Below are 25,944 nucleotides of genomic sequence, written 5' to 3'. Positions count from 1 at the left end.
GAACGACATGAAACTGATCTTCGCCGGCATCCTTGCCGGACTTCTGGCAACCACGGCTGCAAAGGCCGAGGACATGGTCTTCACCAGCTGGGGCGGGACGACCCAGGAAGCACAGACCAAATCCTGGGCGGAACCATTTTCGGCCGCATCCGGCATCAAGGTGCTGCAGGACGGCCCGACCGACTACGGCAAGCTGAAGGCCATGGTCGACGCCGGCAGCGTCAACTGGGACGTGGTCGACGTCGAGATGGATTTCGCCATCAAGGCGGCCAAGGATGGACTGCTCGAACCGATCGACTTCAACGCCGTGCCGAAGGCCGATCTCGACCCGCGCTTCACCACCGACCATGCCGTTGGCAGCTTCTACTATTCCTTTGTGCTCGCCTGGAACAAGGGCACCGTCTCCGGCGAGCCGGCGGGCTGGGCCGACATGTTCGACCTGAAGAAATATCCGGGCAAGCGCACCTTCTACAAATGGTCGGCGCCGGGCGTCATCGAGATCGCGCTGCTCGCCGACGGCGTGCCGGCCGACAAGCTCTATCCGCTCGATCTCGACCGCGCCTTCAAGAAGCTCGACACCATCAAGTCGGACATCGTCTGGTGGGGCGGCGGTGCGGAATCGCAGCAGCTGATCGCTTCCGGCGAGGCCGCGTTCGGTCAACTCTGGAACGGCCGCGTCTTCGCGCTGGAGAAGGACGGCGCCGATGTCGGCGTGTCCTGGAACCAGAACCTGACCGCCGCCGACGTGCTGGTCGTGCCGAAGGGCGCCAAGAACAAGGACGCGGCCATGAAGTTCCTGGCCGCGGCAAGCAGCCCGGCCGGCCAGGCGAACTTCGCCGAAGCGAGCGGCTATGCGCCAATCAACACCAAGGCAAAGGCCGAGATGCCCGCCGATGCGGTGAAGTCGCTGCCCGACGCCCATGTCGAAGGTCAGATCAATCTCGACATGAGCTACTGGGCCGCCAACCGCGACGCCATTGCCGAGCGCTGGTACGCCTGGCAGGCGAAGTAGCGCCACCCTCTCGTGACAAGGAGCGGGACGGCCCCGGTCGCCCCGCTCCGCAACCCGGGTAACGCCATGTCGGTGGAAACTGAGCAGAGCATTGCGACAATGCGGATGCCGGCAGGCCTTGGCGGCCTGCTGCCGGCACTGACGCTGATCGGGCTTTTCTTCGTCGTCCCGGTGCTCGCCTTGCTCTTGCGTAGCGTCACCGACCCCGCGCCCGGCCTGCAGAACTATGCGGCGCTGCTCGGCGACGGCACCTATGTGCGCGTCTTCTTCAACACCTTCCTGGTCGCCGCGGTTGTCACCATCGTCACCGTCCTCGTCGCCTTTCCGGTTGCCTGGATGCTGGCCATCATGCCGCCGGCGCTCGCCTCGATCATGTTCGGCATCATCATCCTGTCGATGTGGACCAATCTTCTCACCCGCACCTATGCCTGGATGGTCCTGCTGCAGCGCACCGGCGTCATCAACCGGGCGCTGATGGCCATCGGCGTCATCGACCAGCCGCTGCCGCTCATCAACAATCTCACCGGCGTCACCATCGGCATGGTCTATATCATGCTGCCGTTCATGATCCTGCCGCTGGTCGGCACCTTGCGGGCCATCGATCCGATGACGCTGCGTGCCGCAGCCCTTTGCGGCGCCAGCCCCTTCCAGGCCTTCCGCCGCATCCTCCTGCCGCTGTCGCTGCCCGGCATCGCCGCCGGCGGCCTGATGGTGTTCGTCATGTCGCTCGGCTATTTCGTCACCCCAGCACTGCTCGGCGGCACCTCGAACATGATGCTCGCCGAGATGATCGCGCAACTGATCCAGTCGCTGCTCAACTGGGGGCTGGGCAGCGCCGCGGCCTTCATCCTGCTGGTCGTCACCATGGCGCTCTACGCGCTGCAACTGCGCCTCGTCGGCGCCAGACGCGCCACGGGAGGCATCTAAGATGCTGCTCGACTACGACCGCATGGGATGGCCGAAGACTGCCCTGCTCGGCTTCACCGCGCTCGTCGCCGCCTTCCTGCTCCTGCCGGTGGTGTTCATCGTGCTGCTTTCGTTCGGCTCGTCGCGCTGGCTGGCTTTCCCGCCACCCGGCTGGACGCTGAAATGGTATCAGGAATTGTTCGCCGATCCGTCCTGGCTCCAAGCAGCACTGACCAGCGCCCGCATCGCCGCGTTGACGGCAATTCTTGCCGTGCTGATCGGGCTGCTTGCTTCCTTCGCGCTGGTGCGCGGTAATTTCCGTGGGCGCGAAATCCTGCGCGGCCTCTTGCTGACCCCCATGGTGCTGCCGGTCGTGGTGTTTGCCATCGCCATCTACGCCTTCTTCCTCCGGCTCGGGCTGGGGGGCACCACCATCGGCTTCGTCGTCGCCCACACCGTGCTGGCGCTCCCCTTCGCCATCATCCCGATCGCCACCGCGCTCGAAGGCTTCGACAAGTCGATCGAGGACGCGGCAATCGTCTGCGGCGCGAGCCCGCTCCAGGCCAAGCTCAGGATCACCCTGCCCTCGATCCGGATCGGCATTTTCTCCGCCGCGATCTTTTCCTTCCTCGCTTCGTGGGATGAAGTCGTCGTCGCGATCTTCATGGCGAGCCCGACCTTGCAGACCTTGCCGGTCAAGATCTGGGGCAGTCTGCGGGCCGATCTCAGCCCGGTGATTGCCGCCGCCTCCAGCCTGCTGGTCGGCCTGACCCTTGCCCTGATGATCGTGGCGGCCCTGCTGCGCCGAAAGTTCAAGACATGACCCAGCCCTTCCTCTCGATCCGCAAATTGCGCAAGGCATTCGGTGCCTTCACGGCCGTTCATGATGTGACGCTGGATATTCCCAAGGGGGAATTCCTGACCTTTCTCGGGCCATCCGGCTCGGGAAAGTCGACAACGCTCTATGCCATTGCCGGTTTCCAGGATCCGAGCTCCGGCGACGTCCTGCTCAGGGGCAAGTCGCTGCTCAGCGTTCCGTCGCACAAGCGCAACATTGGCATGGTGTTCCAGCGCTACACGCTGTTTCCGCATCTGAGCGTCGCCGAGAACGTCGCCTTTCCACTTCGCGTTCGCCGCCGGCCCGATGCCGAGGTGAAGAAGAAAGTCGCCGACATGCTGGCCCTGGTGCGGCTGGAGAGCTTTGCCGAAAGGCTGCCCGGCGCGCTGTCGGGCGGCCAGCAGCAGCGCGTCGCGCTCGCCCGCGCGCTCGCCTACGATCCGCCGATCCTGTTGATGGACGAGCCGCTTTCGGCGCTCGACAAGAAGCTGCGCGAGGAAATCCAGGCCGAAATCCGCCGCATCCATCGCGAGACCGGCGTCACCATTCTCTACGTCACCCACGACCAGGAAGAAGCACTGCACCTGTCGGACCGGATTGCGCTGTTCAAGGACGGGCGCATCGAGCAGACCGGCACCGGCGAGGATCTTTATCTCAGGCCGGCGACCGATTTCGTGGCCGGCTTCATCGGCAACTCGAACTTCCTCGCTGCCGAACATCTTGAAACCGTCGGCGGCGCGGCCACCATTCGCCTTGCCGATGGCTCGCTCGTCTCAGGCATAAGCGCCAATGGCAGTTTCGAACGGGGACAAAAGACCAGATTGATGATCCGTCCCGAGGCGTTTCGCCTGGAGCGGAACCCGGCGAGCGCCGAACTCACCGTCGACGTCGTCGACATCGCCTTTTATGGCGAACGCCGGCGCATCGTTGCGCGCACCACCACCGGACAGGAGATCGACATCAGGCCGACCTCCGCCGCCATGGCTTCGCAAGATGCCACACCGAGCCGCCGGCAGGTCTTTTTCGATCCGGGCGCCGCCTTCCTGTTTCCCGTCTGAGCTTATTCGGCGGCATCGCGGCCCGCTTGCCTGGCGGGATCGCCGAAATTGGCCTGAAGCCAGGCGATGGCATCGGCGACGTCGGCAATGACATGGCGAGCGGCCGTCGGCCCGCGCGGCTTGATCCGGATCGAGACCCCATCCTCGCCATTGACGGTCTCGAAGCCGTTCTCGTCCGACGTATCGTCGCCGAGGAACACCGGGCGCCGGCCGATGAAGGGCGGGATTTCCATGAAGCGCCGGATGGCCGCTCCCTTGGCGGCTTCGAGCGGCATCAGTTCCACCCCGGCATTGCCGGCGATCACCCGATATCCCTCGGGCAGCCGGTCCAGCGCCATCTCGACCAGCCTGGTTGCCCGCGCCAGCAGATGCGGTGCGGCGCGCGTATGGACCGCCAGCACCGGACCCTTGCGTTCGACATAGACGCCCTTGCCGAGTTCGGCTTCGATCTCGTCGGCCAATGCGGCGATGTCGGCCGGCTCGTCCGCGGCCTCGACCGGACCGTCGGGCATCAGCCGGTGCTCCAGCCCGTAGAGGCCGGCGACGCGCATCTTCAGGGGATGGAACAGCCGGTCCACCGCGGAAACCGAGCGTCCAGTGACAAAGGCGACGGCACCGTCCAGTCGCCGCTCCATCGTTTGCATGAGCTGGCGCAACTCATCGCTGACCGAGACGCTGTCCGGATGCGCGGCGTGTTCGAGCAAGGTGCCGTCTATGTCGAGGAAAAGGGCCCACTCCCCTTCCGGCAGATTCGGTATCATCGGCTTTGCAATCCTCATCGTAGTCCGGCCGCCATGCGTTTGCGCTCGACCATGGAGACGACATTGTCGACGTTTGCGTTCGCCGAGCGCTCGGCGACGGCTGTGACCCGGTCAAGCTCACTGCGCTTGCGCAGGCGGGCCGCATCCATGAGCATACTGCCGGCCCAGCGATAGACGTTGTTGTCGCGCACGATCTCGCGCATGCGCCGCATGCGTTCGCGCTGCTCTTCGCCCGTCATGGTCAGCGCCTGCAGCAGCACGTCCCTCATCATGGCCGCGTCGTAGGGGTTCACGATCATCGCCTCCAGCAGCTCACGCGAAGCGCCTGCGAACGTGCTGAGCAAAAGCACGCCCTGTTCGTCGTCGCGCGCGGCGACGAATTCCTTGGCGACGAGGTTCATGCCGTCATGCAGGCTGGTGACCATACAGATATCGGCGGCGCGATAGATTTCGTAGACCGCGCTTTGCGAATGATGTTCGGCGACCATGACGACAGGTTTGTAGCCGTCATGGCCAAAGCGCTGATTGAGCTCGTCGACATAGCGCAGGCACTCGTCGTGGAGCTGCTTGTAGGCCGGCAACGTGCCCCGGCTGGGGGCAGCGATCTGCAGGAACGCCACCTTCCCGATCCATTCCGGATGACGGGTAAACAACTCCTCCAGCGCGTGGAAGCGATCGAGTATGCCCTTCGTGTAGTCAAGGCGCTCGACGCCGACGCACAGCTTCACGTCGGCAGGCAGCCCGAACCTGTCACGGATACGGGCGCGGCAGTCTTCGACATCCGGCAGCCTGGCCAGGAGCTCCACCGGCCATTCGATCGAGATCGGATAGGCATGGACCAAAGTTGTCTGGCCGCCATAGGAGATCGCTGCATCCGCCCGCTCGATTCGACTTTCCAGGAAGCGGTCGACGCTTTCGGTGAAATTATTGGCATGGAACTGGGTGTGGAAGCCGATGATCGAGCTGCCGAGCAGCCCGTCGAGGATGCGCTCCCGCCATGGGCAGATGCTGAACACTTCCGAATTCGGCCAGGGGATGTGCCAGAAGGTGATAACGATCGCCTCGGGCAGCCGTTCGCGGATCATCCGCGGCAGCAGCGCGAAGTGGTAGTCCTGGACCAGAACGATCGGCCGTTCGTTGCGCGCTTCTGCGACTACCGTTTCGGCGAATTTGCGGTTGGCCGCCTCATAGGCCTCCCAATCCGACTCGCGAAAAATCGGCCGGGTGAAGGCGATATGGCAGAGCGGCCACAGGCCCTCATTGGCAAAGCCCAGATAGTAACCTTGATATTCCTCCTCCGTCAGCCAGACCCTGCGCAGCGCGTAGGAGGGGTTGCCGGGCGGCACCTGCACCCGGTCGTCCTCGTCGACCATCTGTCGGTCCGCGGTGCCGCCCCCATAGGCGATCCAGGTGCCGCTGCAGGCGCGGGTAATCGGCTCCAGTGCCGAGACCAGTCCGCTGGCCGGCACCACCAGCTCGACGCCATCGCCCTTGACGTTGTGGATATAGGGTTCGCGGTTCGAGACCACGATGACCTGCGCCTCCGGCAGGTCTTCGGTGAGGATCTTGCGCAAGGTTTCGGGTGACCATGTGACCAGCGCCGCATCGACCGACTGGCCGTTCTTCTCGAATTCCCTGAGCACCTTGCGCGCCGCTTCGGAAGCCACGTCCTCGCCCGCGGTGTACGTGGCGGGGGCGTGGGTGCGCTGTCGCCGGGATATCGAGAAAAACACCGCCAGAGCGGAAAGTCCGAGACTTGCCAGGATCGCGATCCATAGTAAGTCGCTGCCATAATCTGTCATTGAAACGCCAACTCGCCACCGGGCCTGATGCAGGCCTCATTCTTCTTGTTTCGTCTCCGCCACCGTCAGGCGGCGACAGGCCGCCGTGAGGCGGTATGGTTGTGCAACGCACAAACGGACGATCGGTTCCGACATTTTCCGATCCCGCGCGAGTGGCCCGCCTACGTTCGCACGATCAGCGGCACCAACCCTTCATGTCGATCGGCGAGAAAGGCTACGACCCGGTCGCCGACGCGCTGGAATGTCAGGTCGACAGCCATTTCGCCGACATTGAGATGCCGCAGCGTGAGCGTATCGATGCCGATCGGCAGTCTCGGACGGGTGACGCGGATTTCGCCGTCCCAGCCGTCGATCTCCAGGCCGAGACAGGCCTGCATCAGCATGAAGGCCGAGCCCGCCGACCAGGCCTGCGGCAGGCAGGCGACCGGATAGGCGATCGGGGCTTCGCCGGGCGCGCGGGTAAAACCGCAGAACAGCTCCGGCAGCCGCATGTTGAAATGCACAGCGGACTCGAACGTGCCGCTCATCAGCCGGACCACGCTTTCGCGTTCGCCATAGCGGGCGAGGCCGACGCCGCAGATGGCGGTGTCATGCGGCCAAATCGATCCGTTGTGATAGGACATCGGGTTGAAGAACACGGCATCGTCGGCGAGCGTCCGCAGTCCCCAGCCCGAGTGGAAGGACGCGGACAAAAGCTGGTCGGCGACCAACTGCGCCCGCGCCGGCTCGGGCAGCCCGACGAAGAGCAGATGCCCGGCATTCGACGTCCTGACCTTGCAGGGTTCGCCGGCGCCGTCGAGCGCCAGCGCATAGAAGCCGAGATCGTCCAGCCAAAAGTCACGCTCGACGGCGCTTCGCATTTCTTCGGCGCGGCTCTCCCAATGCTCGGCCTCTGCGTACCCGCCGCGGCGGCGCGCAAGTGCCGCCAGGCCACGGAAGGCGGCAAAGACATAGCCTTGCACTTCGACGAGCGCGATCGGGCCTTTGGGAATGCGGCCGTCGGCGTGGAAGACCGAGTCAAAACTGTCCTTCCAGCCCTGGTTGGCGAGGCCGGATTCGGCGGCACGCTGATAGGTGACGAAGCCGGTCGCCCGGCTCGCCTCCTCCGTCCATTCGGCGGCAGCAGTGAGCGACGGCCACAGCCTGTCGATGAAGTCCATGTCGCCAGTGCGGTCCGCATAGGCGCAGGCGAGATGGATGTAGAGCGGTGTCGTGTCGACCCCGCCATAGTAGCGGCCGAAGGGAAGTTCGCGCAGCGCCGCCATTTCGCCCTTGCGGGTCTCGTGCATGATCTTGCCCGGCTGCGAGTCGCTGAAAGGCGAGGTCTCGGTCGCCTGATGCTGGGCGAGGAAGGCGAGCACGCCGCGCGCCAGGCCGGGGTTGAGCCACAGCATCTGCAGCGCCGAGATCACGCCGTCGCGGCCGAATGCCGTCGAAAACCAGGGTATGCCGGCATAGGGGTAGGGTCCTGTCACAAGCTCGGTGGTGAGCAACGCCACATCGGCACGGGCGCGCTCGACCCAATCGTTGAAGACGCGGCCCGAACTGTGCACCGTGGCGCCGTGGCGGCGCTTGGCCCGCATGCCGAAGCGGGCGCGCGCCGCGGCGGCGCGGAAACGGTCGCGGTCGGGCGTTTCCGCCACCTCCGGACCGACCTCGATATAGAGCACCTTGCTGCTGCGTTTCGTCACCGCAATCAGGAAATCAGCGCGGCTCTCCGTCAGCTGATCGGGCGCCTGCGAGAACGAGATGGCCGACAGCCGCGCCAGCCCGTCCAATCCGTCATAGCGAAGCAGCACCGATGTCGCATCCATCTCGGCCGCATGCGCCATCCCGCGCTTCACCCTTGTCGAGCCGCGCACTTCGAACATGTCGCGGAAATCGGCGGCGAAGTGCAGCGAGACACGAATGGCCGAGGTTTCCTGGCTGTAATTGGAAAGCGTGATGCGCTCGAACAGCCGGTCCTGCCACAGCAACCTGACACGCTCGATATGGATCGCGCCCTGCGGAATGTCGCGGCCGCCAACGCTCTGCATCGGCAGGTTGGTGAGATTGCTGGTGAACAGAACATTGTCCTGGCTGAGCGAGGCGCCGAGCAGCGATGTCTGCCTGCCGCCGACGGTCAGCCTGAACTCCGACAGCACGCGCGTGTCGTCGCGGAAGAACCCGTCGCCGGCGCCTCTGATATCGCCATAGGCATCAGCGACAGCAAAGCAATCGCCCTGCTTAAGCGCGAACAGCCGATGCGGCTCGCGTGGCGCGGTCTCGTCCAGGGAGGCAAGGGCCACGGCGGGATCGAGCTTGCGCTCGTCGAGTTCTGTCATCCGTCACATCTTTCCTGTTGCTCCCCCGCGCCCCGATCCAGCGCCATCGCTCACGAGGCCTTCGCTTCGGCTGAGCCGGCGAGCAGACGCACATAGGCGGCCACATAGTCTCGGGCCATTCTCTGGGCGGAAAACCGCTTTTCGAAGGCGGCCCTCACCTTTCGCCTGTCGAGTTGAAGCAGTGCTGGCACTGCCGCCACCGCCTCGTCCATGGAATTGACGACAAAGCCGGTCACGCCTTGGTCGATGATCTCCGGCAAGGCGCCGCAGTTCCAGGCGATCGACGGCGTGCCGCAAGCCATGGCCTCGATCGGCGCAAGACCGAATGGCTCCGGCCAGTCGATGGGGAAGAGCAGGCCTGCAGCCCTGCCGAGGAATTCAGCCTTCTCACCTTCGGCGATCTCGCCGACATAGTCGACGCGGTCGCCGTCGATCAGCGGCTCGACCATTTCGTGGAAATAGGCGCGGTCGTCGTCGCCGATCTTGGCCGCAAGCTTCAGCCTCAACCCCGAACGCCTGGCGATCTCGATGGCGCGGTCCGGCCGCTTGTCGCGCGAAAGCCGGCCAAGGAAGGCAAGGTAAGGCTCTTCAGCCTCCGTCTCGAAAATCGGCTCGTAGATATCGACCGGCAGCCCATGCTGGATCGTCGCCAGCCAGTTGGCGCTGGCCAGCCCTGCCCTTTGGCTGTGCGAGATGGAGATCATCGGGAAGCGCGGGAAGCGCCGATAGGCCGGCGCCAGGTCGACATAATCCAGCCTGCCATGCGGTGTCGTCACCGTTCGCTCCGCCATATCCTGGAAGAAGGGAAAATGCAGGAAATGGCTGAGATGAAAATGCATGACGTCGAACTGGTCAGCCCGCTCCCGGACTTCCGCCAGCATCGCAAGATGCGCCGCCACTTCGGATTTCTTCGGCCGCGGATCGAGCCGAAGCGCGCATTCGCGCCCGGGCACCAGCTTCGCCGAAGTCCGGCTGTCGCCGCTGGCAAACAGCGTCACCTCATGGCCGAGATCGACCAGCGCCTCGGTAAGGTAGGAAACGATGCGCTCAGTACCGCCATAAAGCCTGGGCGGAACCGACTCGTAAAGCGGCGCGACATGGGCAATTCTCATGATCTTCCTCGGTTAAATGGCGCACGGCCAAAATGCGTCAACCGGCAGATCGTTCCTGCCAGGTGTCGACGCCGCGGCGAGAAACCGCACCGGCATCCATCAGAACGCCATCGCACGGCATTCCCGATCGCCGCACCGACGCTGGCTGTGTCGGCGTGCTCAAGCGGACAACGCCGCCCCTATCCAGTCGAGGCAAAGGGCGCTGGCGGATGCGAAAAACGATGGTTTCATCATGATTGTTCCCCTTCTGTGGTTGTGTCCGGACGTGCAGGGTCGGCACGAGAAAACCCGTCGGTCGCCGTGTCGCGGCAACCGCCTGTCTTCTCGTCTGCGCCGGCGACTACAAGCTGCCCGACGGCCGCATCATCGCGCCCGAGGAATTCTTCGCCGACGTCGCGCTGGCGCGCCGGCAAGGCTACAGCGAAACCGCCGCCCTCGCCGACCGCTTCACCTGGTGCATGGCAGCACCGATCCAGACGGCCACGGCGCCATCAACAAGACGCTGTGTTTCGTCCTGCCCGTCGACACGCCGGAAGCCCGGCGAGGCGAATTGCTGGCCCTGCTGCGCGAGCGCGCCCGCGGCCTGTCGCTGGCGGGGGGCTAGTCCGATCTGCCCAAGGCAGGATCGGGATCGGCGCTGCGGCCTGGTCGACCCCCTTCGTGCAGCTGTTTCCGGTCAATCTTCGCTTTCTTGGCGCACAAAGAAAGAAACGATGAGGGCAAGCTGATCTGCTAGCCGTCTATTCCAATTCGGGAGTCGTGCGCCGCGGATATATTCCGGATGCTTCCGGTCACGGTGCGGCTGGTCCTGTGGCGATGCGCCGGAACGGACGTTGCCCCCAGATATTAACTGTTATGCTATGTTGGTTGTTGACGCTTCCTCTCAGGAAGGGTTAACAATGTCCTAATATAAGCGCCGCAAAAATGGCCCCCGACTGGCAACCAACGGGCTAGACGACGCTATTTGGGGTTGGGGAAACGCAAAGCGACGTCAATGTCGTCGCGATCATCACGCTTGAGCCACCATCGGTCTGTGTGCCGCCATCCTCGTGCTGGCGCGCGCGACAGCACGTTTGGAGCCAACTCCACTGAACTTGCAGACAGGGATGTCTGCCAGAACGTGCATGCCGGCCGCGAAGAGCTTCTTTCGAAAGGAAGCGGCCAGTCGCTCGCAGGCTCAGTGAGGCAGACGGGGGCGTCTGTTCGACAACGAACAAGTGGGGGTTAACATGGCTACTCAAATCACCGGCGCCGGTGGAACCACGACGTCATTTTCCAATACGCCGCAGGCAAAGGATGACATCCTCAACTACACCGAGGACACGGTCGTCATCGTGTCGGCAGAACAGTCCATCATCCTGCTGGACGTGATGCAGAATGATCTGGGTGGAAACGCAAAGACCCTCTATTCGATTGACGACGGGACTTCCGCCCCGACTGCCACCAAGCAATACGCGCCGCTCGACCTGACGACGGCAGACGCCCAAGTGAGCGGCGTCTCTACCTGGGAAGACATCGGCGGCGGCGTCTTCATCCGCATCAACAATGGCAAGGTCGAGATGAACCTTAGCCAGTATCTGCAGCTAAATGGGTTCTCCAGCCTGCAGGCCATGGGTGCCGACGACAGCATCAACGAGACGTTCACCTATGCGATCAAGCTCGGCAACGGAACGCTGAGCTGGGCCAGCGTGTCGGTCAACATTCAGGGCAGCAATGACGGCGCGACGATCACCGTGGCCCCGGGCGCTGACCAGACCGTGGTGGAAGCCGGCGGCGTCGCCAACGGAACGCTCAACGATCCCAGCGCTCAAGGACAGCTGATCCTGACGGATGTCGACGCCGGTCAGAACCATTTCCAGAACCCTGCAAGCCTTCAGGGCACCTATGGCACCTTCGCATTCAATGCGACGACCGGCGCATGGACCTATGCGCTCAACCAGGCGCTTGCCGACCCGCTGACGCAAGGCCAGGCTGTGACCGACACGCTGACGGTGACGTCGGTGGACGGCACCGCGAGTTACAATATCGTCGTCAATATTACCGGCACCAACGACGCCGCCGTGCTCTCGGCGGACGTCCGCAACCTGACGGAAGGTGACACGGCGGCCGACATCTCGACCTCCGGCACACTCACCATCTCGGACGTCGACAGCTCGGAGACCTTCGTCGCCCAGGTGGGAACCTCCGGCACATACGGCACCTTCGACATCGATGCGGCAGGCGCCTGGACCTACACGGCGAGTTCGGCGCACGACGAATTCGTTGCCGGCCAGCACTATGTCGAGGATTTCGATGTGGTGAGCGCCGACGGCACCCACACTACGGTGCATATCGACATTCTGGGGACCAACGACGCCGCGGAGATCACCGGCGACATCGAGGGCTCGGTGACGGAAGCCTCCGGCGTCGCCAACGCCACGGCCGGCACCTCGCCGGCCACCGGCGATCTCGATGCCAGCGATGTCGACAGCGACACCGACTTCTCGGTGGTCAGCAACGGTGCCCACGGCACGCTGTCGATCAATGCCGCCGGCGAATGGAGCTATGCGCTCGACGAGGACGACGCCGCCGTCCAGGCGCTCAACGCCGGCGATCCGGCGCTCACCGACACCATCACCGTGCAGACCTCCGACGGCACCCAGCAGGTGATCGACATCTCGATCAACGGCGCCAACGACGCGGCGGTGATCACCGGCGATGACAGCGGCTCGGTGACGGAAGCCTCCGGCGTCGCCAACGCCACGGCCGGCACCTCGCCGGCCACCGGCGATCTCGATGCCAGCGATGTCGACAGCGACACCGACTTCTCGGTGGTCAGCAACGGTGCCCACGGCACGCTGTCGATCAATGCCGCCGGCGAATGGAGCTATGCGCTCGACGAGGACGACGCCGCCGTCCAGGCGCTCAACGCCGGCGATCCGGCGCTCACCGACACCATCACCGTGCAGACCTCCGACGGCACCCAGCAGGTGATCGACATCTCGATCAACGGCGCCAACGACGCGGCGGTGATCACCGGCGATGACAGCGGCTCGGTGACGGAAGCCTCCGGCGTCGCCAACGCCACGGCCGGCACCTCGCCGGCCACCGGCGATCTCGATGCCAGCGATGTCGACAGCGACACCGACTTCTCGGTGGTCAGCAACGGTGCCCACGGCACGCTGTCGATCAATGCCGCCGGCGAATGGAGCTATGCGCTCGACGAGGACGACGCCGCCGTCCAGGCGCTCAACGCCGGCGATCCGGCGCTCACCGACACCATCACCGTGCAGACCTCCGACGGCACCCAGCAGGTGATCGTCATCTCGATCAACGGCGCCAACGACGCGGCGGTGATCACGGTCAACGGAGCCGAGGACACATCCGTCACGGAAAAGAGCGGTGTCGCCAATGGCACGCCGGGCGATGCCTCAGCCTCCGGCGATCTCAATGCGACCGACGTCGACAATGCACCGACCTTCAACGTGCAGGCTGCCGTCGCCAAGACCTACGGCACCTTCTCGATCGATGCGAACGGCAGCTGGAGCTATACGCTCGACGACAACAACGCGGCCGTTCAGGCGCTCAACAGCACCGGAGCGAACACCACGCTGCATGAGCTGGTGACGGTCACAACCGTCGACGGCACACAGCAGGTGATCGACGTCACCATCCATGGCGCCAACGACGCCGCGGTGATCACCGGCACCGCAGCCGGGACGGTCGTCGAAGCGGGCACTTCCAACGGCGGCGGCACGCCGACCGCAACCGGTGACCTGCTGTCTACCGATGTCGACAATACCACGGACTCGTTCCAGGCCGTCAATTCCGCGACAACCAGCGCGCTCGGCTACGGAACCTACACCATGACCGCCGCCGGCGTCTGGACCTATACGCTCGACAACTTGAACCCGACGGTCAACGCGCTCAATGACGGCCAGTCGTTGAACGACAGCTTTACCGTCTTCTCCGAGGACGGCACGGAAAAGCTGGTCTCGATAACCATCAATGGCGCCAGCGACGCGCCGCCGCGCTTTGCGCCCACCGACATCCAGCTCACGCCCAGCATTCCCGCTGGGGACGTGAATTTCAACACGTTCAATTTCTCGGGAGCACTGACCGCGACCGACCCGGATTCCGGCGGCTTTGTCTACAGCATCACCTCGCAATCGAACGTGGGACTGTTCTCGATCACCGGCAGCACGCTGAGCTCGGGAGACCTGTCGCCGAGCAAGGTGTATTCCATCACCGTGCAGGCAACACAGGTCGGCGATCCGGCCGGGCCCGCCTATCAGTATAGCGAGACGTTCCAGGTCATAACCGGTAGCAACGGCAATTCTTCGGATAGCCTCAATGGCGCCATTGGCGGAGACGACGTCCTTTACGGCAATAGCGGGGCGGACCAAATTTTCGGCCTGGCGGGCAATGACACGCTGTTCGGCCAGGATGGGAACGACACCTTGAACGGCGGCGACGGCAATGACAGGCTCGTTGGCGGCGCTGGCACCGACACACTCACCGGTGGCTTGGGAGCCGACACTTTCTACTACGGATCAGCCGTTTCGGATTCGCCCGCATCGGCTGCCAATGACACCATCACCGCTTTCGTGCACGGCACCGACAAGATCGACCTGTTCTCGATCGACGCCGTTGCCGGCGGCGGCGACCAGGCTTTCCTGTTCGGAGGGCAGAATGCGGCCACCGTCGCCAACAGCATCACCTGGTCGGAAGTCGGCGGCAACACCATTGTCCGCGCCGATGTCAACGGCAACGCAACAGCCGATTTCCAGATCACACTGACAGGCACGGGACTTGGACTGACGGCGAGCGACTTCGTGCTTTGAACCCGGGAGGTGAGCCGCGTTGCGGCTCACCTCCCGTAGCATTTCCTGATCCAGCCTGCGCGTTAAGGTTTACGACAGGAATATCGACGGGCTGCATGGCCGGCTGAAGGATCGGGAGTAGTATCGGCATACAGGTGGACAGGGGGGCGGTTCTCCGCTGGGTATTTGAGTCTCGACAGAAAATCGCAGATCGTGAAGGACGCCCTGCTGGCGTGCCGCCATTATTTCCTGATCGCGGCAGGGTTCAGCCTGGCGATCAACCTGCTCTATCTCGCCTCCCCGCTCTATATGCTGCAGATCTACGACCGGGTGGTGACCAGCGGCAGCGCAACCACGCTGGTGATGCTGACCATCGCGCTGCTTGCGGCTTTCCTTGCGCTGGCGGGCCTCGATCTCATGCGTGCCACGATCCTGACGCGCGCCAGCGTGCGGCTCGACCGGCTGCTGTCGGCGAGGATCGTGGCCGCGTCGGTCGAGACCTCGCAGTCTGGCTCCTCGCAGAGCCAGCCGGTGCGTGACTTCGACACGTTCCGGCAGGTCATCACCGGCATGGGCATCAATGCGCTGTTCGACCTGCCATGGTCGCCCATCTACATCGCCATCATCTTCCTGCTGCACCCCTGGCTGGGCTTCTTCGCGCTCGGCTCGTCCCTGCTGCTCGTCGCCATGGCGGTGATCAATGAATATCTGGTGCGCGCGCCGCTGAAGCAGGCCAACGACCTGGCGACGGCCAACTACAATTTCACCGAGATGAGCCTGAGGAACTCGGAAGTCATTCGCGCCATGGGCATGATCGACGGCCTCATCCGCCGCTGGGGGCGCGACCGCAGCCTGGCGCTTCGGCGTCAGACGCAGGCCAGCGACCGCGCCGCCCTGATGTCGGGGGTGATCCGATTCCTGCGCCTGACCATGCAGTCGCTGATCCTCGGCCTCGGCGCCTATCTGGTGATCGAACGGCAGACCACGGCCGGTTCGATGTTCGCGGCCAGCATATTGCTGGGCAAAGGCTTGCAGCCCGTCGAACAGATCGTCGGCCTCTGGCGCAACCTGGTCCTTGCGCGGGCGGCACTGGCGAGGGTTCACAAACTGATCGACGGCGGTGCACAGAGCGAAAGATCGTTCAATCTGCCGAAGCCCACCGGTAAGATTTCGGTCGAACAGGTCAGCTTTGCCATTCCCAGCCAGCAGAAGGTGCTTCTGCGGGACGTATCGTTTCGGCTGGAGGCAGGCGAGGCGCTGGGCATCGTCGGCCCCTCGGGCGCCGGCAAGTCGACACTGGCGCGTCACCTCGCGGGCGTCATGCAGCCCAGCCGCGGCACCGTCAGGCTGGACGGCGCCGATCTGTCGCATTGGGGGCGCGACGCGCTCGGCGACCACATCGGCTACCTGCCGCAGGACATCGAGCTGTTTTCCGACACCGTCGCTGCCAACATCGGACGCTTCAAGACCAATGTCGACCAGGAGGTGATCGAGGCCGCGCGGCTCGCCGGCGTGCACGACATGATCATCCGCCTGCCGCAAGGCTACGAGACGCAGATCGGCGAAGGCGGCGCCGTCCTGTCGGGAGGATACCGTCAGCGGATCGCGCTTGCCCGGGCGGTGTTCGGCACGCCCAACCTGATCGTTCTCGATGAGCCGAGCTCCAATCTCGACGCCGATGGCGACCGTGCGCTGAGCGAGTGCGCGATCGAGCTCAAGCGTCGCGGCAGCACGGTGATCATCGTTTCGCATCGGCCTTCGACGCTGGCAAATGTCGACAAGATCCTGCTGCTGCGGGACGGCGCCGTCGAAGCCTTCGGCATGAGGAACGAGATCGTGGCACGGCTCAATCAGCGTGCGACTACAATTGCGGTGGCAACCCAATGACCTGCCTGAGGAGTGACCGTTGAGCGACAGCGCCCTCATCTACCGAAGCCTGCCCGGCGAAGCCGTCATCCCGGCCCCGGATTCCATCCGGGTGCCGGCCTATATCGGCCTGCTGATCATCGTCGCCTTCTTTGGCGTCTTCGGCGGCTGGGCCGCCTTTGCCCCGCTGAACGGCGCCGTCCTGGCCGATGCGGTCGTCAAGGTGGAAGGCAACCGCAAGAGCGTTCAGCACTTCGACGGCGGAACGGTGAAGGAAATTCGGGTCAAGGACGGCGACATCGTCAAGGCGGACCAGGTCATGCTGGTCCTCGACGACACCAGGATTCGCTCCGAGTTCAACCTCTACGCCCAGCAATATGCGCTCCTGCGCGCCACCGACGCCAGGATCAAGGCCGAGCTGGATGGCAGCGGGGCAGTTGCCTTCCCGCAGGATATCCTCAAGGAGCACGAGCCCTATCTCAAGGATGCCATGGCAAACCAGATCGCCGACCTGGAAAGCCAGCGCGCCTCGATGGCCGGCGCCAAGCAGATCCTGCAGCGGCGGATTGCCGAGCTTGATGAACAGATCCAGGGCAAGCAGGCCCGCGTCGAATCCTTCCGGGCCCAGCTGCAATCGACGATCGACGAAAAAGTCAGCCTGTCGAAGCTCCTCAAGGCCGGCCTGACGACGCGGCCGCGCATTTTGCAACTGGACAGATCCGCCTCGGACCTGCAGGGCCTGATCGACGAGAATCTGGGGGCGATCGCCGGAAGCCGTCAGGCGAAGGCCGAGCTGGAAAGCCAAATCGCCCAATTGACCAATGAGCGCCGGGCCAAGCTTTCCGCCATGCTGATCGATGCGCAATCCGGCCTGGCGGACCTCGTGCCGAAGATGTTCGCCGCCCAGGCCGCCATGGACCGTGCCGAGGTTCGCTCGCCCTATGACGGCCAGGTGATGGATCTCAGCGTCTTTTCGATCGGCGCGATCGTCGCCCCGGGGCAGACGATCCTCGACATCGTGCCCACGCAGAATTCGCTGATCGTCCAGGCGCAGGTTCGCGTCGAGGACATATCCAACCTGCGCTCCGACATGACGGCCGAAGTTCGCTTTACCTCCTACAATCAGCGTTCGATACCGATCATCCACGGACGCGTCACCCGCATTTCGGCAGATCGCATCACCGACAGCAAGACCGGCTTCCCCTACTATGTCGCCGACATCGCGGTCGATCCGGCCGAACTGGCCGCGGCGCCGCAGATCGCGCTTTACCCTGGCATGCCGGCTTCGGTGATGATCGTCACCGAGGAGCGCACCGCCCTCGACTATATACTGGGCCCGCTGCTCACCTCGTTTCACTCCGCCTTCCGCCAGAAATAGAACCTCGGCGGCCGGCAGATGATCGCGCAGACCTTCCCATTCGCTCGGGATATCTAAACTTTTAGACAAAATGTACATATTAACTAATTGTTAATATATCGCTTAACTTTCCGATATTTTTACTTATTGTGCCAAGCAAGGGGGTAGGTTGGATATACTGGGGATGGGGCAGTTTTTCTATGCGCAAAATTTCAGAGACCTCTCCAAGGAATTTTGGAGGAGATGAGGCCACGACAAGTGGATCCGGGCCCCCCGGTTCCGCGCAAGCCGCGACGTCCGCAACCCAGTCTCCCCGTTCGCATCGTCAACGTTCAGCCAGGCCCGCAAGCGCGACTGATGTCGCGCGGCAAGATCTGGCTCGTTTCCAGGAAAGCCTTCTCGATCTTCCAACCGTGCAGCTTGGCGGGCTGCCGATCACGGTGATCGACCGGCCAAATGCCGCGCGCTTGATGATCGCCGCGGCGCGTGGGCACATCCGCAGCAGCCGTCCCTATTATTTCACCTCCGCCAATGGCGACGTCATCGCGCAGGCGCTCGCGAATGTGGACGTCGCCGTCCTCTTCCGCGAGGCCGACCAGATCTTCGCCGACGGCCAGCCGCTTGTTTTCGCCTCACGCCTGCTGTGCAGCAGGCATTTGCCGGAGCGGGTAGCCACCACCGACCTCTTTCACGATGTGGCCGAGCTCGCCGAGCAGGAAGGCACGACCTTCTATCTGCTCGGGTCGACAGAGGCCGAGAACGACAAGGCGGTTGCGAGCGTCAAAGCCAGATACCCTGGCCTGCGCATCGTCGGGCATTGCCACGGCTTCCTTGCCGGCCAGGCGCTTGAAAAGAAGCTCGACGAGATCAACGCGCTTGCGCCCGACATTTTGTGGCTGGGCCTCGGTGTTCCGCGCGAGCAGATCTTCGTCCGCGACTTTGCATCGCGACTCCAGAATGTCGGGGTGATCAAGACGTCGGGCGGGCTTTTCGACCATATCGCCGGCAAGGTCCGACGCGCGCCCCTGTGGATACAGAAGGCCGGATTCGAGTGGCTGTGGCGTGCGCTGATGGAGCCGCGCCGGCTTTTCTGGCGCTATTTCACCACAAGTCCCCAAGCCATCTACGCCATATTGAGGTATTCCAGATGACAGCCGAGCGTTCCCACCGTCCGCTGCCTGCCGGAACCGACACGGAGATAGTCATAGTCGGCGGCGGGCTTTCCGGCACGCTGGCGGCAAACGTGCTCGGGCGGTCCGGTTACCACGTCACGCTGATCGACCGCCATCAGGTCTTTCCGCGCGAATTCCGCGTCGAGAAGATCGCCGGCGACCAGATCGAAAAACTGCGCCGGATCGGTCTTCTGGACGGGCTTTCCGCGGCGGCCGTGGCATTCGACGAAATCGTCAACATACGCAAGGGGCGCATGCTCGACCGCACGCACGCCCGGCACTACGGCATTTTCTACGATGACCTCGTCGCCGCAATGCGGGCCGAACTGCCCGACACCGTGCGCTTCATCGCTGGTCGCGTGAGCGGACTGGAGGCAGGCCCGGAACGCCAGCGTGTGTCGATCCTCGGACACGGCGACGTGACGGCGCGGCTTCTCGTTTTGGCCACCGGCATGGGTGACATTCTGCGCCGCGACCTTGGTGTCGAGCGCAAGTTCGTCCACCAGCGCCAGTCGCTGACCTTCGGCTTCAATCTTCGCCCGGTGGGAACAAGCGCCTTTCGGCATCCCGCCCTCACCTACTACGGCGAACGGGTTTCCGACGGCATCGACTATCTGAACCTGTTCCCCGCCGCCGACGTCACCCGCGCCAATCTCTTCGTTTTCCGCGAACATCGTGACCCTTGGGTCAAGGCGCTGCGCGACAATCCCAGGCAAACGCTCATCGAAACGCTGCCGGGTCTGGTCAAGGCATTCGGCGATTTCGAAGTGATCGACCGGGTCGAGAGCTGGCTCACCGACATCACCGTCGCCGAGAACTGCGTGCGCGACGGGGCCGTCCTGATCGGCGATGCCTACCAGACATCCTGTCCGGCGGCCGGAACGGGCGTCAGCCGGCTGCTCACCGATGTCGAGCGCCTATGCACCGTGCATGTGCCGCAATGGCTTGCCTCACCCGGTATGGCCGCTGCAAAGATCGCGACCTTCTACGCCGATCCGGTAAAGCAGGCGATGGACGAGCATGGTCTCCAGCTGGCGCATTTTCGCCGCAGCCTGACCATCGACACCGACATGCGCTGGCGCGCGCGCCGGCAAATTCACTTCAGCCGCCGCCGCATCATGCACGAGATCGACAATCTAAGCCCCGCTTTCGCCGCCAGGCTGCGCAACCTCAGAAAGCCCGCAGTCGAACCCGTGGCGTGATCGCAGACCAATCAGCTAATCTGTCGCCCAAACTACGCAGTGGTTTTGGGAGGCGCGCCTTGGGCTCGTTCCGACCTCAAGGCCCAGCCACCTCGTCGGTGGAGGCTGGCGACGTCACCACATGGCCAGGTGCGGCCTTCTTCCCGTGCGAACCGAGCACGCGCCGCGCCAGCGCTTTGGCCGCCGGCAATTTCTCGACCGTCAGATGTGCCGCCAGGCCGAGCGGACTGCCGGCTCGGAAGATCTGCCACATCGGTGATGGCCGGCCGCCGAAGATGCGCTTGTAGGGTTCGTCGCCGATGGTGAAATCGAGGGAATGGTCGCCGCGCTCGATACAGTCGCGGGCGATCTGTTCGAACATCAAGCTGCCGATCGACTGCTTCCTGTAGCCAGCCTCGTCGAAGCCGCCGAGAATGACAAGCAGCGAGCCGCGGTGCTCGAGGCCAAGCGCGCCGGCGATTGCCCGATCGTTCATCCAGAAAGTATAGGTGCGAGCGAAACCGCCGCACCCTTCGGTCGCCACAGCCAGGTAGAAATCGAAATAGGACGGCAGCTGCAGCAGGTCGGCGGGGCCGTTGCTGCCATCGAAGCGCTTGCCGCGATAGATTTTGAGCGCATCGAAAGTCGTGCGGATGGCGGCGACGTTGTCAGCGCATGCGAAGCGCGCCTCTCCTATTCGGCCGAGCTGCCGGGATTTCTTGTCGAGCTCCTTGCGGTAGGATTGGTCGAGCTGGTGCTCGCGCCAGGCGGCGAATGTCGGCTCCAGCTTGCTGGAGTAAGCGCTCATGCCCATGCTTTCGCGCTTGTCGATGCCAAGGAGCCGCTCGATCGCCAATGAGCGGTCCGCCAGTTTGCCGATGCGCAGGAGATCGTAAGGCTTCAGATGCCTTCGGATCGCGGCAACCGCTCGACTGTCCGCCACGATACGCGAGAAGGTCTCCTCGTCGGCGACTGGTGATACGTAGTCGGAAACGCGCATGTCGGCGAATTCGACCACTTTGAGCAGTGTGTACCGGCGCCTGACCAAGGGCAAAACCATCGCGAGCTTTCCGCCCGCACCGTTTCGCACGACGATGACAAGTGGCGTGGCAGCGCCTTGCCGCACGATCCTCTCATAGAGCTGGCTCAGCCATATTGGATGCTGAAAAGCGGTCGCCCCCGAACTGGCGAAGAGTTCGGCATATTCCTTCGAACGGAAATCGAACGAATCCTCGGCAGTGACTTCAAACATGTGATCCGAACCGGCTGGGCTTGATCTATCGACGACGTCTTGCGGTCCGCGTCAAGGCCAATCGCAAGGATTGTTGGAAACTTGGTATATGCGAAAGATCGATCCCTGGTTGCAAATCTGTCTTAGAATGTGCCCTCCGCGGCTGGTTCGAGATGGGTCGGTCGACAGTTTATTTTCTCATGAACCACGCAGCCGGACTTTGAATGTAACTCCAATGTAAGCTTTTTCGGCCAAATCATTTCTTTTCAAGTGTCTGGAACCCGAACACCATTACAGCCGGACGGGAATGACATGCTGTCGATCGAGGTGATTGTTCCGCAATCGAGCCCCCGCCTGTGGCAGAAGGTCGCCATAGAGCGGCTGCAGGCGGACGGCCACGATGTGGCTGTGCGCCATCAGCCCGGAGCAGCAAACTGGCCGATGGCGGCAAAAGCCGCCCTTGCTTTTGAACAGCGCCTGTTTCGACGGCGCCGCCCCAACCTTGCCGCCTCGCTGCATGAGATCGAGGCACGGAGCAGCCGCCGGCCCGCCGAGCTAAGGCTGGACCTTGCCGGCAACGCTGCCCCATCGGATGTCCCGACTGTCGGCCTCCTGTTCGACGGATCCGGGTCTGATCTCTCCGCGGCAAGCGCGGTCGCGGCCGGAAAGCTGCCTTTGATCGAAGCCGTCCTCGACAAGAAGACAGTGGTGGGCTTGGCACGGCCGATGGTGGACAAGCGGGAATCGGCGGCACTTGGCAGCGAGGACGTGCTTGCCCGCGCCATCACCTTGGTCGTCTCGGTGGTTCGGGCATTTGCTGAAGACCGGCTTCCGTGGGGGCAAGACACGCCTGGAGCCCGCCGCAGCGGCACGGCGATGCAATTCGCGTCTGCCTATCTGGGCTCGGCGCTGCCGCGGCTTGGCCGGGAGATCATTCGGCGCATAGGCTTCCGCCACGCGCATTGGCGCGTCGGCTACCGCTTTACCGCTGCGCCAGGCGTGGCGAACACGGGCGGGCTTGGCCTCGGCTGGTCGGTCCTGCCTGACCCGGGCGACCACTTCTATGCCGATCCGTTCCCGTTCCAGTGGCAGGGCCGGTCATTCCTGTTCGTTGAGGACTATCCCCATGCGACCGGCAAGGCCGTCATCTCCGTCGTTCCGTTTGACGCAGCCGGCGCCCCCGAGGCGCTGCGCGTCGTTCTGGAAGAGCCGCACCATCTCTCCTATCCGCAGGTGTTCGAGCGCGACGGCGCGATCTGGATGCTTCCCGAGGCGAGCGCCAGCGGCAGGCTCACGCTTTACCGCGCCTCGGCCTTCCCGGACGGCTGGATCGCCGAGACCGTGTTGGTCGAAGGCGAGATTTCCGACGCGACGCTGCTCGAGCATGGCGGACTGCTTTGGCTGTTCGCCACGGATCGTGACGGTTATGGAAGCACCTCCGACACGCTGGTGGTTTTCTCGTCTCCCGCGCTCGCCGGCCCGTGGAAACCCCATCGCATGAACCCGATCTTGATAGACCATCGCATGGCTCGTCCAGGCGGCGCTTTCATTCGCAACACTGAGGGCCGTGTCTTGCTCCCGGTCCAGGACGGAACGCTCGGCTATGGCGGCGGGCTCGGCCTGTGCGAACTGTTGGAACTCGACCAGCAGACGGTGCGGCTGTCGGCGCCCCGGCCGATCGACACCGATGGCGACTGGCCCTATCCGAAAATCCACACGCTCAATCGCTCGGGCACGTTGGAAGTGATCGACGGCATAGCGGCGGTGCGAAGGCGCTCAGGAAAGAAGTAGCGCCTCGTAGCCCGCGCACATCCTGGCCGGCGCGTATTTGTCCTTGAGCCGCCGCCCTGCCGCTGAAAGTCTGGCCATGATTTCTGGCCCGGCCATCAAGTCTGCCAGCCCCTTGGCCATGCCGGTGGCGTCGTCCTCGACGAAGATCGCCGCGGTCTCGCCATCCTCGGTAGCCAGCACCTCCCGCATGACGGCGAGGTCGTTCGCGACGACAGGCAAACCGGAAATTGCCGCTTCGACGCAGGCAAGACCGAAGGTCTCATTCAACGACGGAAACGCGTAGATGTCGCCTGCCGCCAGGAATTCGAAAATACGCGCCGGGGGAACCTCGCCGACCAGATGCAGCCGGTCCGCTACCCCCCAGCTTTTGGCCAAGGCGACAAGCGTGTCCCGCTCCGGCCCGACACCGGCAATCGCGACATGGATATCCGGCAGCTGGTCGAGCGCCCCAACCAGCGCGATCTGGTTCTTCTGTTGCGTCAGCCGGCCGGACGAGACGGCGAGCCATGCATTCTGAGGCAAGCCAAAGGAAGCACGGGCTGCCGCCTTGTCGAAGTCTTCAGGCGGTGCGGCAACGCCATGATCGATGCGCCGCAAGCGCCGCCGATAGGCTTGCGGATAATGACTGAATTGCGCTTCCGTCCAGGCCGAGTTGACGACATTCGTCCGGTAGAGGCCAATCACGCCCATCAGCCTGTCGATCTGGGAGAGGACGCCCATCACCCCTTTGGTGTGCGGCGAACCGCTCTGGTTGGCGATGATCTTCCGGACGCCCGCCAGGCGGGCGCCGACCGTGCCGAAGATATTGCCGTAATGCTGATAGGTGATGACGGCGTCCGGCCGCGCCTTGCGCAGATAGGTTGCGAGACCAATGGCTGCCCGGATCTGCCCCGGCAGTCCCCTTGGGCTCTCGGTGAGGACGAAATCCGCATAAGGATCGGCATCGAAGGCGTCCGTCTTGCGATACATGAAAACGGTGCGCACGTCGTGCCCGCGCGCCCGCAAGCCTTCGCCCACAATGTCGGAAATGCGTTGCGCGCCCGCGGCCTCCGCCTGGGTCTGTACCTGAATGATCTTCACGTACGACCTTTCAGCATCACGCTGGGAACGGGCGCAGCTCTCGCCATCGTGAAGCCGAAGACCGATGGATTTATGCCTATTCTGCGCCGTGCGATCGATACGGCAATGGCGGTCCAGGCGATGACCGTACCGGCGATGCTGACTGCCGCGCCAATGGGTCCAAAGAAATACGTCGTTACCGCCGTCGCGCCGAGCCCCAATATGTTGACGACAACCAGGACCTTGAACAGCGCATGCTGCAGACCGGTCAGCTGCAGGAGGATTTCGATTGGCCCGCAAGCCGTGGCAAACGTTGCGCCTATGCCGAAGATGACGAGTGTTGCCCGCATGGTGGGCGTGTCATAGGTCGGATTGAACATTGACAGGATGAAGCCACCGAAAATCCAGAACGCCGCCAGCACGCAGAGTGCAATTGCAAAGCTGCCGAGCGCGGCGAGATTGGTGATGCGCTGAACATGCGCCCTGTCGCCGCTGTAGAAGGCGCTCGAAATCTGCGGTGCGAGCGCCTGATTGATGCCGTTGAGCGCAAGCGCCACGAAACGCGTCGTCCGGTCGGCGACGAAGATTGCGCCGGCAGCCTCAGGTCCCAGGATCACGGCCACAAGCAGAGTGCTCACCTGGCCGAGCGCCGGCGGCAGCGAGGTGACGCCCCATAGACCAAGCGTCACGGTCTTGAATTCCCTCTTTTGCCCCTCCGTGAGTGGGCCACGCTTGGCGCGCACCGTGTCGCGCACGAGAAGCAGCGACTGCGGAACAACCGAAAGGATGAGCAGCAAGGCAGTCAGATAGGTCGCCGCGACTGCGCTCATCTCGATTTGCATGGAATGGCAAGCGGCAATGGCGGCAATCGTGCCTGCACGCCAGATGATGTCGCGCGGCAGCAGACCGGATATGAGCGCGTTCTTGGCGCGGAAAGCGCCGGACGTGAATTCCGACCAGCCGAGCGCGAACGACAGGACCGCGGCGGCCACGCACAGCGAGAGCCATTCCGGCGTGCCTTTGCCAATGAACGGCAAGAATCCGACCATGAGGATAAGCAGGCTGGAGCCAACGAGCCCGGCGAGCGCGACGAGGATGGCGCGAGCCATCATGCCATGCGCCGAGCTATGGTCGCCGAGGCCGACATATTGCGGCCAGAACCTCAGCACGGTGCTCTGCTGCCCCACCGACGCGAAGAAGGAAACCAGGCTGGCGCCGGCATAGGTTGCGCTGTAGAGGCCGAACTGCCTTCCATCCATCACCATCGCCACGGCAACGAACATCAGGAAGGACAGGCCGGCGCTGGCGAGCTTGATCACGCCCGCCACGGCGCCGTTCCTGGCGAGCGTCGCGATGGACATGCGCATATCGTCGGCTGCAGGACTGGTGTCGGCGCCCGATATCGCGCTGCGATTGCTTATGTTTTCGTCCAACGTCGGCCCCTGTGGCGTTCGGCGATGCCCTTACCCCCGCGGCAGGCGAGCCGACGCTGAAACCTGTCTCTCAATAGAGCAAAAGCCAGCGATCGCGCCAGCGCGAACGCTCCGCATGGTTACCGTCACCAGTTTGTTAATTTGAGCACTGGGTGCGGTAACCTTAACGGAAGACTAACGATAATTCTGAATACTGGCGGTGTAGAGTAAGGCCGGAAGGCGCGCTCTGCAGAGGAAAA

18 protein-coding genes are annotated in these 25,944 nt (G+C 63.6%); 11 read left to right on the top strand and 7 right to left on the bottom strand.

What is annotated here, in order from left to right; all coding sequences use genetic code 11:
• The first annotated feature begins 7 nt into the window (after positions 1-7).
• From AC1RUK_RS05930 to AC1RUK_RS05915, 4 genes are all read left to right on the top strand, one after another.
• Positions 8-1,012: an ABC transporter substrate-binding protein gene (locus AC1RUK_RS05930; RefSeq protein ID WP_481836386.1), complete on the top strand. Its 1,005-nt coding sequence runs from the start codon at positions 8-10 to the stop codon at positions 1,010-1,012.
• Between the two features lie 66 nt (positions 1,013-1,078).
• Positions 1,079-1,939, top strand: a complete 861-nt coding sequence (locus AC1RUK_RS05925) for an ABC transporter permease (RefSeq protein ID WP_481836387.1) — start codon at positions 1,079-1,081, stop codon at positions 1,937-1,939.
• Position 1,940: 1 nt separating this feature from the next.
• Positions 1,941-2,741 (top strand): ABC transporter permease, encoded by an 801-nt coding sequence (locus AC1RUK_RS05920; RefSeq protein WP_481836388.1) that lies wholly within the window; start codon positions 1,941-1,943, stop codon positions 2,739-2,741.
• Entirely contained in the window at positions 2,738-3,814 is a 1,077-nt protein-coding gene (locus AC1RUK_RS05915; protein ID WP_481836389.1) for an ABC transporter ATP-binding protein, read from the top strand. Before AC1RUK_RS05920 ends, AC1RUK_RS05915 begins: the two co-directional genes overlap by 4 nt.
• Positions 3,815-3,816: 2 nt before the next feature.
• Here the strand turns inward: AC1RUK_RS05915 and otsB are convergent, their stop codons facing one another.
• The 4 genes from otsB to AC1RUK_RS05895 form a co-directional block, all read right to left on the bottom strand.
• On the bottom strand, positions 3,817-4,593 hold the full coding sequence (gene otsB, locus AC1RUK_RS05910) for a trehalose-phosphatase (protein ID WP_481836390.1): 777 nt from the start codon (positions 4,591-4,593) through the stop codon (positions 3,817-3,819).
• Positions 4,590-6,377 carry an alpha,alpha-trehalose-phosphate synthase (UDP-forming) gene (locus AC1RUK_RS05905; RefSeq protein ID WP_436172633.1) on the bottom strand — a complete coding sequence of 596 codons (1,788 nt, stop codon included), beginning with the start codon at positions 6,375-6,377 and terminating at the stop codon, positions 4,590-4,592. Before AC1RUK_RS05905 ends, otsB begins: the two co-directional genes overlap by 4 nt.
• 161 nt (positions 6,378-6,538) lie before the next feature.
• Entirely contained in the window at positions 6,539-8,701 is a 2,163-nt protein-coding gene (locus AC1RUK_RS05900) for an amylo-alpha-1,6-glucosidase (protein ID WP_481836391.1), read from the bottom strand.
• 50 nt (positions 8,702-8,751) lie between these two features.
• Positions 8,752-9,813: a glycosyltransferase family 4 protein gene (locus AC1RUK_RS05895; protein WP_481836392.1), complete on the bottom strand. Its 1,062-nt coding sequence runs from the start codon at positions 9,811-9,813 to the stop codon at positions 8,752-8,754.
• 454 nt (positions 9,814-10,267) lie between these two features.
• On the opposite strand from AC1RUK_RS05895, the gene AC1RUK_RS05890 reads away from it, so the two are divergent.
• The 6 genes from AC1RUK_RS05890 (at position 10,268) to AC1RUK_RS05865 (ending at position 20,212) form a co-directional block, all read left to right on the top strand.
• Positions 10,268-10,417, top strand: coding sequence for a hypothetical protein (locus tag AC1RUK_RS05890; RefSeq protein ID WP_481836393.1), 150 nt, complete (start codon positions 10,268-10,270; stop codon positions 10,415-10,417).
• Between the two features lie 625 nt (positions 10,418-11,042).
• Positions 11,043-14,636, top strand: coding sequence for a beta strand repeat-containing protein (locus AC1RUK_RS05885; RefSeq protein ID WP_481836394.1), 3,594 nt, complete (start codon positions 11,043-11,045; stop codon positions 14,634-14,636).
• Between the two features lie 192 nt (positions 14,637-14,828).
• Entirely contained in the window at positions 14,829-16,502 is a 1,674-nt protein-coding gene (locus tag AC1RUK_RS05880; RefSeq protein ID WP_481836395.1) for a type I secretion system permease/ATPase, read from the top strand.
• Between the two features lie 19 nt (positions 16,503-16,521).
• Positions 16,522-17,859, top strand: a complete 1,338-nt coding sequence (locus AC1RUK_RS05875; protein WP_481836396.1) for an HlyD family type I secretion periplasmic adaptor subunit — start codon at positions 16,522-16,524, stop codon at positions 17,857-17,859.
• 392 nt (positions 17,860-18,251) lie between these two features.
• A complete protein-coding gene (locus AC1RUK_RS05870; protein WP_436173929.1) occupies positions 18,252-18,989 on the top strand; it encodes a WecB/TagA/CpsF family glycosyltransferase in 738 nt (245 codons plus the stop codon).
• Positions 18,986-20,212 (top strand): FAD-dependent oxidoreductase, encoded by a 1,227-nt coding sequence (locus AC1RUK_RS05865; RefSeq protein ID WP_481836397.1) that lies wholly within the window; start codon positions 18,986-18,988, stop codon positions 20,210-20,212. Before AC1RUK_RS05870 ends, AC1RUK_RS05865 begins: the two co-directional genes overlap by 4 nt.
• Before the next feature lie 76 nt (positions 20,213-20,288).
• Here the strand turns inward: AC1RUK_RS05865 and AC1RUK_RS05860 are convergent, their stop codons facing one another.
• Complete coding sequence (locus AC1RUK_RS05860) at positions 20,289-21,443, bottom strand: GNAT family N-acetyltransferase (RefSeq protein ID WP_481836398.1); 1,155 nt, start codon at positions 21,441-21,443, stop codon at positions 20,289-20,291.
• A gap of 291 nt (positions 21,444-21,734) precedes the next feature.
• Between AC1RUK_RS05860 and AC1RUK_RS05855 the strand changes: the two genes are divergently transcribed.
• Positions 21,735-23,213 carry a glucosamine inositolphosphorylceramide transferase family protein gene (locus tag AC1RUK_RS05855; RefSeq protein WP_481836399.1) on the top strand — a complete coding sequence of 493 codons (1,479 nt, stop codon included), beginning with the start codon at positions 21,735-21,737 and terminating at the stop codon, positions 23,211-23,213.
• On the opposite strand, the gene AC1RUK_RS05850 is transcribed toward AC1RUK_RS05855, so the two are convergent.
• Positions 23,199-24,293 carry a glycosyltransferase family 4 protein gene (locus tag AC1RUK_RS05850; protein ID WP_481836400.1) on the bottom strand — a complete coding sequence of 365 codons (1,095 nt, stop codon included), beginning with the start codon at positions 24,291-24,293 and terminating at the stop codon, positions 23,199-23,201. The two genes, AC1RUK_RS05855 and AC1RUK_RS05850, sit on opposite strands and share 15 nt — an antisense overlap.
• Positions 24,290-25,633, bottom strand: a complete 1,344-nt coding sequence (locus AC1RUK_RS05845) for a lipopolysaccharide biosynthesis protein (RefSeq protein ID WP_481836401.1) — start codon at positions 25,631-25,633, stop codon at positions 24,290-24,292. Before AC1RUK_RS05845 ends, AC1RUK_RS05850 begins: the two co-directional genes overlap by 4 nt.
• Between the last annotated feature and the right edge of the window lie 311 nt (positions 25,634-25,944).

The sequence above is a fragment of the Mesorhizobium monacense genome (assembly GCF_056781675.1).
This window is presented reverse-complemented; position numbering and strand designations above follow the sequence as displayed.